This window comes from Bacillus sp. FSL M7-0558, from assembly GCF_038003245.1.
Taxonomy (GTDB): domain Bacteria; phylum Bacillota; class Bacilli; order Bacillales; family Bacillaceae; genus Bacillus; species Bacillus pumilus.
Genome location: NZ_JBBOOU010000001.1, coordinates 483,552 through 497,421 on the forward strand (window position 1 = coordinate 483,552; position 13,870 = coordinate 497,421).

General features: G+C 40.7%; 11 protein-coding genes and 1 riboswitch. Of the genes, 10 read left to right on the plus strand and 1 reads right to left on the minus strand.

Annotated elements, in window-relative coordinates; translation table 11 throughout:
- Nucleotides 1-80 precede the first annotated feature (80 nt).
- The 10 genes from MHB79_RS02325 to MHB79_RS02370 all read left to right on the plus strand — a co-directional run bounded on the left by MHB79_RS02325 (nucleotide 81) and on the right by MHB79_RS02370 (nucleotide 13,493).
- A complete protein-coding gene (locus MHB79_RS02325) occupies nucleotides 81-1,163 on the plus strand; it encodes a glycosyl hydrolase family 8 (RefSeq protein WP_106036112.1) in 1,083 nt (360 codons plus the stop codon).
- A complete protein-coding gene (locus MHB79_RS02330; protein ID WP_137055627.1) occupies nucleotides 1,144-1,995 on the plus strand; it encodes a GGDEF domain-containing protein in 852 nt (283 codons plus the stop codon). The genes MHB79_RS02325 and MHB79_RS02330 overlap by 20 nt, the downstream gene beginning before the upstream one ends.
- Nucleotides 1,985-3,700, plus strand: a complete 1,716-nt coding sequence (locus MHB79_RS02335) for a DUF2334 domain-containing protein (RefSeq protein WP_340988844.1) — start codon at nucleotides 1,985-1,987, stop codon at nucleotides 3,698-3,700. The genes MHB79_RS02330 and MHB79_RS02335 overlap by 11 nt, the downstream gene beginning before the upstream one ends.
- Before the next feature lie 22 nt (nucleotides 3,701-3,722).
- Nucleotides 3,723-4,961 carry a glycosyltransferase family 2 protein gene (locus MHB79_RS02340; protein WP_249118349.1) on the plus strand — a complete coding sequence of 413 codons (1,239 nt, stop codon included), beginning with the start codon at nucleotides 3,723-3,725 and terminating at the stop codon, nucleotides 4,959-4,961.
- 4 nt (nucleotides 4,962-4,965) lie between these two features.
- Nucleotides 4,966-7,053 carry a cellulose biosynthesis cyclic di-GMP-binding regulatory protein BcsB gene (locus MHB79_RS02345; protein ID WP_340988846.1) on the plus strand — a complete coding sequence of 696 codons (2,088 nt, stop codon included), beginning with the start codon at nucleotides 4,966-4,968 and terminating at the stop codon, nucleotides 7,051-7,053.
- A 69-nt stretch (nucleotides 7,054-7,122) separates the two neighbouring features.
- Nucleotides 7,123-7,270, plus strand: a riboswitch (cyclic di-AMP (ydaO/yuaA leader).
- Nucleotides 7,271-7,382: 112 nt separating this feature from the next.
- Entirely contained in the window at nucleotides 7,383-9,209 is a 1,827-nt protein-coding gene (locus tag MHB79_RS02350; RefSeq protein ID WP_003213937.1) for an APC family permease, read from the plus strand.
- A gap of 70 nt (nucleotides 9,210-9,279) precedes the next feature.
- Nucleotides 9,280-11,001 (plus strand): pyruvate oxidase, encoded by a 1,722-nt coding sequence (locus MHB79_RS02355; RefSeq protein ID WP_340988849.1) that lies wholly within the window; start codon nucleotides 9,280-9,282, stop codon nucleotides 10,999-11,001.
- A gap of 233 nt (nucleotides 11,002-11,234) precedes the next feature.
- Entirely contained in the window at nucleotides 11,235-12,722 is a 1,488-nt protein-coding gene (locus tag MHB79_RS02360) for a ribonuclease YeeF family protein (RefSeq protein ID WP_445661248.1), read from the plus strand.
- Nucleotides 12,723-12,738: 16 nt separating this feature from the next.
- A complete protein-coding gene (locus MHB79_RS02365; RefSeq protein WP_284905686.1) occupies nucleotides 12,739-13,194 on the plus strand; it encodes a hypothetical protein in 456 nt (151 codons plus the stop codon).
- 74 nt (nucleotides 13,195-13,268) lie between these two features.
- A complete protein-coding gene (locus tag MHB79_RS02370) occupies nucleotides 13,269-13,493 on the plus strand; it encodes a hypothetical protein (RefSeq protein WP_003214145.1) in 225 nt (74 codons plus the stop codon).
- A 39-nt stretch (nucleotides 13,494-13,532) separates the two neighbouring features.
- Here the strand turns inward: MHB79_RS02370 and MHB79_RS02375 are convergent, their stop codons facing one another.
- Nucleotides 13,533-13,796: a hypothetical protein gene (locus MHB79_RS02375; protein ID WP_003214365.1), complete on the minus strand. Its 264-nt coding sequence runs from the start codon at nucleotides 13,794-13,796 to the stop codon at nucleotides 13,533-13,535.
- Nucleotides 13,797-13,870: the final 74 nt, after the last annotated feature.

The window sequence follows — 13,870 nt, forward strand, 5'->3', positions numbered from 1 at the left end:
TATTCATTTAAATTTAAACAAAAACGCTCTATAATAAATCGTTAGATGCTTAGAGAACGCGGAATTGAAAGGGGACACGAATGCATACACGCATATATCGTACAGCAATTGTTTTACTCATTGTCATTCTACTAGGCGGATGTACCTGGGAACAGCAGAAAGAATCAGCTGATCCAGTATCATCTCAGCCCGTTTTGCCTGGAGAATATTTTATCACTCACCACTTAATGACAGATCAAGGCTTAATTCGCACCTCTTTTGCAGAGCAGCACATCTACTTATCTGAATCACTTGGACTTTGGATGGATTATCTTGTTCGAAAAAAAGATCAAAATTCATTTGACCAACAATTTGATGTTCTGCAAGATCAATTTTTACTAGACCATCATCTTCTCAGCTGGCAAATTGAATCCGATCAAAAAAATAAGGCCAATGCTTTAGTCGATGATTTACGTGTAGTGACGGCACTTCAAAAGGCAAATCATTTGTGGAAGAAGTCAGCGTATCAAACGACAGCAAAAGAAATCGCTCAAGCGTTAAAAGAAAAAAACATGTTCAAAGGCATATTGTCCGATTATTATGATGCATCAACCAATCGAACTTCACATACAATCACACTCTCATATATAGACCCAAAAGCAATCAAAGAATTGGAATCCCTCCAAATATTCACGAAACAAATGACCAGTAACCAATTAGCCATTCTAAAACAAGCATCGAGAAAAAAAGGATTCTTTCCTAAATCCTATGACATAAAGAAAAAAACCTATTCATTCGATCAAGAAATCAATATGATCGATCAACTTTATACAGCTTTACATGCATATCATGCAAAGGTGAATACGTCCGAGATCATGAAATGGCTTAAAACGTCGTTTAAACAAGAAGGCAAACTGTACGGAAGATACAAACTGAGCACATTGAAGCCATCTGTCACATATGAATCGCCTTCGGTATATGCACTCGTCATTTTGTATGCCCTTAAACAAAACGAGCTGAAATTCGCAAAGACTGTCTATCACCGCATGAAAGAATTACAAACTCAAGATCCTCTCAAGCCTTATTACGGAGGATACATGAACGAAAAAGAGACACACTCATTTGATAACTTATTGCCTTTAATTGCAGAAAGGGAGCTTCTAAATGAATCGGTTGTTCAGTAACACGTATCGCTTGTACTATTCTCTGCTCCTCACGTTTGCAGGCCTTATTTTGTTTATGGGCTACCTTAACGTACAAGATGCGGAGAGCTTTATGATCATCGCACTGACATTTGTCGTGTTAGGCTGTGGTATTTTATTTGGTATCCTACCAGCATTAATTTTCACCTTACTGTTTTTGTTCTTTATTGGAAGCGTCATGTTCTTTACAGAGCTTGGTCATGAAAATTCCCTTTTTTCAAATCAAACATTGCAAGATGTAGTAATTTGGGGCGTAGCACTTCTTTTTTTCGCTATTTCAGCGGGAAGCTTGCATGAACGGATCAATACGCTGCGTCACACCATTGAACAACAAAAGCAGGCCATCAAACAATTTGTGGCGATTGACTCGACAACAGGATTTGACAATGCTGAGCGGATGAAGCTCGAATTATCCGAGGAAATGAAACGGGCAGAACGGTACAAACAGCCATTTGTCTTTATCCTTCTTCATATGAATTACGCAGCGGAATTCAAATCGTTATATGGAGAAAAAGAAATGCAGCATCTATTTCAGCAATTAAGTCTCAAGATACGCGAAAGCGTAAGAGAAACCGATAAAAAATTTCGGTTATCTGAAGAACGAATGGGCTTGCTGCTAACCCATACACCAGAAGAAAATGTGTCAGTTGTCCTTGTTAAGCTAAAGGATAAACTGCAAACGCATGTCCTATTAAACGGTCGTGAAGTGACCTTGACATTTCATGTCTGTCATTTAACAAGCAGCTCGGATTATCGTACGCCAGAGCAGTTTTTAGAAGAACTAGAAAAAGAGATGATGATGAATGAACTTTAATTCTTTGATGAAATGTTGTTTGATGATCACGCTTTTTTCGATTCTTTCGTTTAAACACATGGCTTCAGCCGATGCGCTCGTCACGCAGCCAAATACACTGATCGTTTATTCCACACCATCGGGGGAAGTGACTCCAGCCGTTCATATGCTGGAGCTACTCGCCGGTCATTTTTCAAAACAGATGACGATTGTATCTGATGAACATTTGGCTGAAAAGAGGATGAATGAATTTCAGCAAGTCATTTATCTTGGAGAAATAAAGAGAACCCTGTCAAAACAAACCATTCGTGCGATGAACGAATCACAGCAATTCATCGCCATTGGATACAATGCGGAACAGCTTCGCCCATTCTCCAAGCTTACTTTTCACAAACAAGATCATATCAGTCAATTGAAACATACACATGATCAGACATACCGTCAGCTAGAGAGAAGGATTAATGTGTTAACGGTTCGAGGGACAGACTTGGAAAATGAATTTCTAGTGAAAAAACGTCAATCTGATCTGCCATTTGTGACTCAGACAAAAGAAGGTACGGCATATATCGGTATCTTAGATGTCGTGCAACACAACAAGCTTCTTGCAGAAGTGCTAGAAAAATACATGCCATCTTCTGTGCAAATGAAGACAAAATACTTAATGCTCGGGAACATCAGTCCAGCAAGTGACGAGAAGAAGCTACTAGAACTTGGACAATACGTATCCGCACAGCATATTCCTTATCAAATTGCAGTGACCCCTGTTTGGATAGATCGAGCAACAGGTGATGAAGTCACACTGAGCGACCGCCCGAAGCTCGTGAATGTGTTAAAACAATTGCAAGAAAATGGAGCGAGTATCATTCTTCATGGCTTTAGCCGTACGTATCGAACGGAGGAATCTGGTCAGGGATTTGAGTTCTGGGATGCAAAATATGATCAGCCCATCACGACAAATGATCCAAAAAATGCAGAGAAGAAACAAAGTAAAAGCCAATTCCCAAATGAAAAAGACTTTCATACGTATACCAAATTGAATCAGCAGCAAGAAGTCGCCTATACAGAAAAGAAACTGACAAAGGGCATTGAGCTTCTTGCTAGGCAAGGCTTATATCCTCTTGCGTTCGAGGTGCCGCATGATGCGATATCACAAAAAGGTTATGAAGTAATTTCAAAGCATGTGTCCAGTCTATTTGGACAGGTGCAGCTGTCAGACCGCACTTGGAAAACAGCCGGTGCATCGCCGCTCGTGACGTCTCCTGCCATGTTACACGGCATGACCTTATATCCTCAGCAGCAAGTTGAGCAAGTGTCTGACAAAGAAGGTTCAAATGTTTTAACTGAACAGACGATTCAATCCGTGCAGCATCTGCAATCAGCCGCAATCGGGCTGTCCTATGACGTGGAGTTAGGGATAGCAGGGTTACAGGATTTGATCACACAGATGGAGGCAATCCCTTCTAGCGAATGGCTGGATGTAAAGAAAACAAAACAGACGGTCCAAACTGCACATGTAAAAATCCAAACATCTGGGAATGGACATATTCAAGTAGAGGAATCCAACATCGCCGAAACAAAAACAGTCAAACGAAGTGGCATGGAAAATATGCTGAGAATTCTCACGGTCGTGGTCATGCTGTTTATTGCGGCATTTGCTTTATACACATTGTATTTAAGACTGACAATGAAAAAACGAATTTTTAAGGAGAGAAAATTAGGTGGCTGATGTCTTATTTTATCTTTCATTAATGCTCATTTGGATCATGCTTCTATACCACATGTTTCTCATGCAGGGCGGCTTTCAGCATTACCTCACCTATGAAAAAGTGCTGCCTAAATGGACAAAACAAGGGAAAGAGCTGCCGACCGTCAGTATCCTGATTCCTGCTCATAATGAAGAGGTCGTCATTCGGCAGACATTAAAAGCGATGGTTCAGCTATCTTATCCTAAACACCTCCTTGAAATTATTGTGATTAATGACAATTCTTCTGATCGCACAGGAGAGATTGTGCAATCATTCAGTGAGCAATATGATCATGTCCATATGATTGAAACGAAGCCGCCATTTGCAGGGAAGGGAAAATCCACTGCACTGAATGAAGGTTTGAAGGCTTCAACAGGAGAAGTGATTTGCGTATACGATGCAGATAACATGCCTGAACCAAAGGCTGTCTATCATTTGGTTCTTGGATTATTAAATGACCCAAAAGCAGGCGCTGTTGTCGGGAAATTCAGGGTGATCAATGCAACCAAAAATTTGCTGACCAAATTTATTAATATTGAGACCATCTGTTTCCAATGGATGGCGCAGGGCGGGAGATGGAAATGGTTTGGTATTGCAACAATACCAGGTACCAACTTCGCCATCCGCCGGCACATTTTAGAAGAGCTCGGCGGCTGGGATGTCCAAGCTTTGGCCGAGGACACCGAATTAACGATCCGTGTGTATAACCTGGGATATGTGATTCGATTTTTTCCAGCTGCGATCACATGGGAACAAGAGCCTGAGACATGGAAGGTCTGGTGGCGGCAAAGAACGCGCTGGGCTAGAGGGAATCAATATGTTGTCCTTAAATTTTTAAGGCAGTTTATGAAGCTGAAACGAAAACGAATGGTTTTCGATTTGTTTTATTTCTTCTTTACGTATTTCTTATTTTTCTTCGGCGTTCTGCTCTCAAATGGCATCTTTATTGTAAACCTATTTGTTGATCTTCATTTATCTGTAGGGGCTGTCGCACTAATCCTTTGGGGATTAGCCTTCTTCCTCTTTCTAACAGAAGTGATGATTACATTAAGTATTGAGAAAACAGAGCTCACCAAACAAAATATTCTCATTGTGGTCCTCATGTACTTCACCTATTCTCAAGTATGGATTGCGCTTGTCGTGTACTCCTTATGTGTAGAGGTGAAGAGCCGATTATTGAAACAAGAAGTGAAATGGTACAAAACAGAGCGTTACGATCAACAACAAAAGAAAAGCGGGTGACAAATTGAAATCGGTCAAATGGATGTTTTTAATATTAGCGCTATCCCTTGCCATTCAGCCTTTTTTCATGGCAAGTCAAGCAATGGCGCAATCCAATCGAGTACAAGTGAAAGACGATTGGGTTCACTCATCAGAAGGAAATCAAACAGAAACGCAGCATCTATCAGAAGATGTGGTGACCTTGTATGGTCAAGAAGACCGCACTGAATTTTCCTATCAAATGGAGAAAGAAAAAGTAGAGTCTAGCACTCTTACATTAAATATAGAGGCTTCACCATTACTAATATCGCCATCGTCTTTCACAGTGATGATCGATGGAGAGATTGAAAAAACGATCCCTGTATCAGGGAAAAACCCAAAAAAATCGATTCAAATCAAATTGAACAAAACGCAACTGAAAAAAGGATCTCATCAAATTCAGCTCGCATTTTATGGTGTGTTAAAAGAAGGTGTGTGTATCAACCAAGAGACGCCTGCCAATTGGCTGAAAGTATATCCTGAAAGTGAGCTGGCGTTCAAAGGAGTTCAAACGAAAGACGTGACGTTAGACAGCTTCCCTTCACCATTTATTCCATCAGGTGATCAGGAAGAACAAACAGATATTGTGATTCCAAATAAACCAGAAGCGGCTGAATTAGAAGCGGCTATGAAAGTATATCGTACGTTGAAAAACAAAGACCGCCTAGCAGACCTCAAACTCGTTCAAGAAAAGGACGTCGAGCAAATTGCGCACCCAACTATTGCTGTTGGAGCAAAAGGAAGCTGGAATGGACGAATAAAATCGCTCGAGCAGGCGGCTGGAATTAAAACAGAAGGCGATCAACTTACGTTAGCGGTGAGAACCCTGACAGCAAAGAAAAAAGAACAGCCCATTTTATTTGTCACTGCTAAGCAGCCAAAGACAATTGCTGAAAAAATCAATGTCTTGACTCAGCCAGAACTGACAGGTCAGCTCACTGGAACCGACTTGCTGCTGCAAAAGGTGACAGCTAGTGCTTCTAAGCCATCTCACCATATTTCCTTAATAGATTTTGGCGCAGATGATGTCAAAGTTGGAACCAAAAAGACAGCATCTGATCATTACTATTATCCGAAAGCATTAATGGCTCAACAAAAATCAGGTGCAAAACTAAATCTATCATTTAAAAAATCAGATCCAGCGAACAAAGCAGAGCGTCTAACAGTGATGATCAATAACGAACCGCACGACGTACCGTTAACAAAACTAGGAAACAAAGATGAGAATGGGTTCTACCATGTGTCGATTCCAGTAGATTCACAAGTGCTTCAAAAGAACGAATATGTGGACTTACAGTTTGTCACAACAGGTTTTAAAAACATGGAATCCTGTAGACATACAGATGAAGAAGGCTGGATTTACATTGATAAGAACAGCTCTCTTCAAATACCAGAAGGAACAACTAGTGATACACCGGACTTAGCCGCATGGCCGCTTCCTTACACTTCAGAAACGGAGCAAGGAAACACATTGATCATTATGCCAGATCAAATCAATCAAGCCTCAATCAATCAAATGGCTATGCTGACCGAATCATTTAGTCAGCCGGAAGCTGCTCAATATCATTTAATTGAAGCATCGAATGTGACAAATGAACAATTGAAAAAGAACTCTCTCATTTTCATCGGAGGCATCCAAACATTCTCTCTTTTAAAAGAAAAAGCAGATGATCTCATCGTTCCAGCGAAAAAGGGTCAATATGATGTATCCTCATTTGGCATGATCAACGAAACAACAGCTCGTATTGTATGGACGCAGCCATCCGTATGGAATAAAGAACAAACCATGACCGTTTTTTCAGGAATGACGGCAGCTGACGCTGATATATCAAATGAAGTGATTCGATTCCTTCAAACAAATACTGAGACCGCAACAGTTGCAATAGAAAGCAAAAACAAAGATGTGTTCTCTAATCACCAAACAGTCAGCAATGCAAAAAATGATCTTAAAAAAGGTGAAAAGCAAGGCGTCGGTGATTCTTGGATTTACTTTGCATGTATCGCTGTATTGATCATTTTTGTCGTTGTGATGATTGTTTATTTCGTACGAAAAAACCGCAAAAAGACTGATTAATAAACGGTCAAAAGACCTCGAAAAAATCTCTTTACTTTGGTGTCAAACGGGAGTATGATCTCTTTTATAAAAGACCAATCGCTGAATCATTTCGATGAGCGGGGGAACCAATTTTGGTGGTATAAAACACCATGTGGGGTGAATCCTTTTAAGGTAGGGCAAAGTCTCATGCGCCCGAATCCGTCAGCTAACCTCGTAAGCGTTAAAGAGAGCAAAGACCAACCTGTGATCTAAACAATAGGCACAGGGGCATTCTATTGCCTCTGTGTCTTTTTGGCGATCCATATTTTGCAACTTAAATCGTTTGACACTAAAGGAGCGGGCATCACATGTACAGTTTGATGAAGCGTATTTTAATTGGTAAACCATTAAAATCACAGGCAGCAGGAGAACAAAAACTATCAAAAATCAAAGCGTTGGCATTATTGTCATCAGACGCATTATCATCAGTTGCATATGGTACAGAACAAATCTTAATTGTTCTTTCTGTCGTTAGTGCAGCAGCATTTTGGTACTCACTCCCGATTGCAGGTTGTGTATTAATTCTTTTAATGGCGTTAATTCTGTCTTACCGCCAGATCATTTATGCTTATCCAGAAGGCGGCGGGGCATATGTCGTCTCTAGCAGAAACCTAGGTGAAAAACCGGGATTGATCGCTGGCGGATCATTGCTTGTAGACTATATTTTGACTGTAGCAGTGAGCATTTCAGCGGGGACCGATGCCGTCACATCGGCTTTTCCAACACTATATCCATATCATGTCTTGATCTCAATTGTATTGGTCATCGTGATTATGGTGCTCAACCTCCGTGGATTAACAGAATCGGCATCTATTCTGGCTTATCCTGTATACTTGTTTGTATTTTCACTCCTTATATTAATTGGAGTAGGCGGTTTCAAATTATTAACAGGCGGCGTACCGCCAGCACCTGAACATACAGCGGTAGGCACACACGTACAAGGCATTACATTATTTTTGTTATTAAAAGCTTTTTCATCTGGCTGTTCTGCTCTGACTGGAGTAGAAGCCATTTCAAATACGATTCCATCCTTTAAAAAACCAGCTGCACAAAACGCAGCGAGAACATTGTTGATGATGGGTGGATTGCTAGCTGTTTTATTTGTGGGAGTCACATTGCTTGCATTTGGTTTCGGCATCTCGCCAAAGCCAGAAGAAACGGTTGTATCACAAATTGCGTCAGACACTTTTGGACGTACGTTTTTCTATTACGTGATTCAGGCAGTCACAGCGCTAATTCTAATATTAGCGGCAAATACCGGCTTTTCAGCCTTTCCGTTATTGGCTGTCAATTTAGCAAAGGATAAATATATGCCGCGTATGTTTACTGTAAGAGGAGACCGGCTTGGTTACTCTAATGGCATTATCTTTCTAGGCGTAGCCTCTATGCTGCTCATCTGGTTGTTTGATGGAAAAACAGAACATCTTATACCGCTATATGCTGTCGGTGTGTTTATTCCATTTACCCTGTCGCAGACCGGCATGTGTGTGAAGTGGATTCGTGAAAAACCGCAGGGCTGGAAAACGAAAATGCCAATCAATATCGTCGGAGCACTGATTTCTTTTACAGTTTTTATGATTCTCATTTTGACCAAGTTCCATCTCGTATGGCCAATATTTGTTTTCCTGCCTATTGTTTTATTTATCTTTCATTCCATTAAAAAGCATTATTTGTCTGTTGGAGAACAACTGCGTTTATTGAATGAAACAGAGCCAGTTGAGATTAAAGGAAATGTGGTCATCGTACCGATAGCAGGAGTCACACGTGTTGTTGAACAATCTGTTCAGTATGCAAAATCTTTATCAGAGCAAGTCATAGCGGTTCATGTATCCTTTGATAAAGAAAAGGATAAGAAAATTGAAGAAGATTGGGAAAAACTCAATAGCGGTGTACGGCTTGTGATGCTGCATTCGTCCTATCGAAGCCTCATTCACCCGCTAGATAAATTTCTTGAGACAGTTGAGACAAAAGCAAATGCCCATCAATATAAAGTGATGGTCCTCGTGCCACAATTTATACCGAAAAAAAGATGGCACACCATTTTGCATAATCAATCTGCCTTTTTATTAAGATTCCGCCTATTATGGAAGCGGGATATTGTGGTGGCAACCCTGCCCTATCATTTTAAAAAGTAGCAGAAGCAGGTTGAAACGTTTGATCAAAAGGATGCGGTGGTATGGAGTAAGAAAAAAGGAGTTTTCTCACATGCCGCAAAGAACCGCAGGAAAAGAAGTAACAGCGCTACTGGAAGAGTGGGGCGTGAAACATATTTATGGAATGCCCGGCGATAGTATAAACGAATTGATTGAAGAACTTAGGCATGAATCAAGTCAAATAAAATTTATCCAAACGAGACATGAAGAAGTGGCAGCACTATCAGCGGCGGCTGATGCCAAACTAACAGGTAAACTTGGTGTCTGCTTATCAATTGCTGGGCCGGGTGCTGTCCACTTATTAAATGGGCTGTATGATGCAAAAGCAGATGGTGCACCAGTTTTAGCAATTGCAGGGCAGGTTGCTTCGGCCGAAGTAGGCAGAGACACATTCCAAGAAATCAAATTGGAGCGAATGTTTGACGATGTCGCTGTCTTTAATCAGCAGGTACAGACAGCAGAGGCGCTGCCTGACTTATTGAATCAAGCCATCAAAGCAGCTTATACCCATAAAGGTGTGGCAGTTCTCACCGTATCGGATGACTTATTTTCTCAAAAAATAAAGCGTAAACCCGTCTATACATCTCCTCTTTATGTTGAGGGAGAAGTACGGGCGAAGAAAGATCAATTGCTAAAGGCAGCTCAGCTGATTAACAATGCTAAGAAGCCAGTCATCTTAGCAGGTAAAGGATTAAGACATGCAAAAGAAGAGCTTCTTTCATTTGCAGAAAAGGCAGCTGCTCCTATCGTCATCACGCTTCCTGCAAAAGGGGTTGTGCCAGACAGGCATCCATACTTTTTAGGTAACTTAGGTCAAATTGGAACGAAGCCGGCATATGAAGCGATGGAAGAATGTGATCTTTTAATTATGCTTGGCACCTCCTTTCCATATAGAGACTACTTACCAGAGGACACGCCAGCCATTCAACTAGATATTAAACCAGATCAAATCGGCAAAAGGTATCCGGTAGATGTGGGAATTGTGAGCGACAGCAAGAGTGGTTTGCATGAACTAACTTCCTACATTGAATATAAAGAACAGCGTGGCTTTCTTGAAGCTTGTACAGAGCATATGATGAAGTGGCGAGAAGAAATGGATAAAGAAAAATCTGTTGCTACTTCACCAATTAAACCGCAGCAAGTCATTGCTAGACTAGAAGAAGCAGTCGAGGACAATGCCATTCTTTCAGTTGATGTTGGTAATGTCACGGTATGGATGGCACGTCATTTTGAAATGAAACAGCAGGATTTCATTATCTCCAGCTGGCTTGCCACAATGGGTTGCGGTTTACCTGGTGCGATTTCAGCTAAATTGAATGAACCGAACCGACAAGCCATTGCCGTCTGTGGTGATGGAGGCTTCACAATGGTCATGCAAGACTTTGTGACAGCTGTAAAGTATAAGCTGCCGATCGTTGTCGTAATCTTAAACAACAACAATTTAGGGATGATTGAATATGAACAACAGGTAAAAGGAAACATAAATTATGGTATAGAGCTGGAGGATATTGATTTTGCTAAGTTTGCAGAAGCGTGTGGCGGCAAAGGAATCTCCGTGTCATCACATGAAGAATTAGCTCCAGCCTTTGATACAGCTCTTCAATCCGATAAACCAGTCATTATTGATGTCGCTGTCGCCAATGAACCTCCGTTACCTGGGAAAATCACTTACACCCAAGCAGCAGGCTTCAGTAAATATTTATTGAAAAAATTCTTTGAAAAAGGTGAGCTGGATATCCCTCCACTCAAGAAAAGCCTCAAACGCTTTTTCTAAACACAAAGTAGTCGGTCTTCTGAAAAGAGGGCTGACTTTTTTTGCGATGATTAGGAAAAATATTTCAATTGTCACTTGCCTTCATCTCTATTAAAATATTTGGAAATAATTTTTGTAACTTAAAGCCTATTTTTCCAATTCGCTGAGAAAGGTAAAATAGACTTTATGATCAATAATGGAGGGAGTGACTTCTTCTGGGCAAGATACTTGATGCAAAAGCACTAACAAGTGCCATGGATGCAAGGGCAAAACACTACCAGGAACTCCGTGAACAAATGGTAGACTTAAAAAAGACACTTCAAGGCGTGGTAAACCTCGGTGATGATTTCACTGGAAAAGGTGCCGATAACATTAAAAGCTTTTATAAAGAACTGGCTGGAAATGTAGATATGTTTATCAGCTTCATTGATAAGCAAAAAGCCTTTCATGAAGGTGTTTCTGGGACACTTGATGATACGAGTTTTGGCGGCGAAACCTTTGTAGAAGAACACTTTTTAGACAACGCTGTACATATGGGCATCAAAAATGCCAAAAGCATTGTGAAGGATCAAAAAAAGGCGCTTAAAACGATTTTTCAAGACATCGACGACCTCATTTCACTGGAGGTATTTGATAGTCAAACCTTTGATGAAAAAATTGCAGATGCGGAAGACGAGCGAAAAAAGACAGTGAAAGACCTAAGAGAGCTTGATCAAAATTTAAAAGATGAATATGCTTTGTCAGAGACGGAGCAGCAAGCTACAATGGCATTGTATACGGAAATGATGAATGCCACAAATGACGGAAAAGCCATTTCGCCTATGAATTTTGACAAGAAAGCGTATCAAAATAGTGAAATCTACAAGGCAAAAAGCGATATTGAGAAGCAAACTTCCGAATATCTCAACATTAAAAAAGAACAACAGGAAGCCCGCGAGATCGCAAAGGAACAAGAAGCACTCGCCAACCGTCCTTGGTATGAAAAAGCACTCGATTATGGCGGAAATATCGTCAATGAATTGACAGGCGTGAACGATGCAAAACGAGCCGCAACTGGCGTTGACCCAATTACAGGGGAAGAACTCACCGCAGGTCAGCGCGTCGCCGCAGGCGGCATGGCAGCAGCGGGTTATATCCCAATCGTCGGATGGGCAGGACGCATTTTCAAAGGTGGAAAAGCCGTCTACAAAACCACCCAATCCACATCAGCCGCAGTCAGAGCAGTCGACATTTACAAGACATCGCAAAAGTCTTTTGACGCCCTAAAAACATCTCAAAAAGGCTTATATGGTCTTACCGCCACAAACGGCTTCAGCGAAGCGATTACAGGGCGTGATATGTTTGGAAATAAGGTCTCGAAAGAACAGCAGGAAGCGAGTATGAATGCGGCGCTGGGAATGCTTTTGCCGTTTGGGGCGAAGGGAATTAAAAGTAATTTAGATTCCATTAATAAGCCCAAATATATCCCGAAAGATAAAAATGGTAAAAATGCGAGTCTACCAAAAAACGAGAATGGGAAGTTAATCAATGGAACCGTCCATAAACCAGATTCACAGTTTCCTCATACGCAAATTGGTTATAGGAAAGGGCGTAAAGCGGGGTACATTCAAACCCTCGAATGGGGAAAAGATGGTACGCCGATACAAAGAACAGATTGGACGAATCATGGTAGAGGTGATCACACAAATCCCCACTCTCATCCTGCGGTTTTTAAGGATGGATCATGGAGTTTTAAAGAATAATTTGGAGGAGATTTGAATGGGTGTAAAAGAATCAGAGTTTCTATTAAAAATAAGAGGTATGGAATATTTTAATGATGAATTATCTTGCTTAGGCGATCAGCTTGCTGAGATTCTATTGTGTATAAAGGAATTTAAACAGGATTATCAATGGTATGTCTTTGATGTCTTTGGCTCGACTCATTCTTCTCTTTTCGAGCTATTTCCAACCCAAGATTTGAGTGTAATGTCAACAGACCAATTGATATATAGTGTAAGACAAGTTGTTCAATTTGAATCAGGTGTTTTTATAGGATTTCAAAAAGGTTTACAGATTGAATGGGATTTGAATTCAATGCCAGAAACAGAAGAAGATGAGGGCATTCAACACTCTTTAGCTGATATTGAAATTCGAGCATTCGATTTTTCTTATTTTGAAGTTTATGGTAACGATATAAAAATTGAGAAACATTTGGTTCATAATCTTAATAAGTGAGAGGATTTCGATACGTTGTTGAGTATAAATGTGTATCTTTACTGACAAACCACCACAAAAAAGGAGAAACAACCATGCTATGGATTCTCACACAAAACCAACAAACTCTGATTCATGTCCAAGAAGTCTCAGTAAGCGGCAAAAAAATTGAAGGGATGATCTTGGGGAGTACTTCCTGGGCAAAGATGCTCGGCAAGTATGACTCAAATGATCGCGCAGCCGAGATCCTTCAAGACATGATGAAGACGATTGAAGAACATCCAAATGCCACAATGACATACCGAATGCCTCTTCAATAAAAAGAAACCACCTTTCCATCGTGAAAAGGTGGTTTTTGTTTAGGATGGTGTTTTTCCAAAGGCTAAGAATAAGGGAATGCCTGTGCCAACAAGGGTGGTGGCAAATAGGAACATACCGCAAATAAATAGAAAATGGCTTGCTGAAAAGACGAGTGCCAGAATGAGAAAAACGATGCTGAGTCCTATCATGCTATAGGATGGGACAAAGCGGCGTTTGTAGGTGGCTTTCTTTGTTAGAAAGGAGAAGAAAATACCAAATAACAAAGGGACAATCCATAAGTAAAATAAAATAATAAGAGACATACATCATACCTCGATTTTTCCTTCTATTTTATCAGATGCCGATCACAACGGATACTACAAAGCTTCACTTTGTA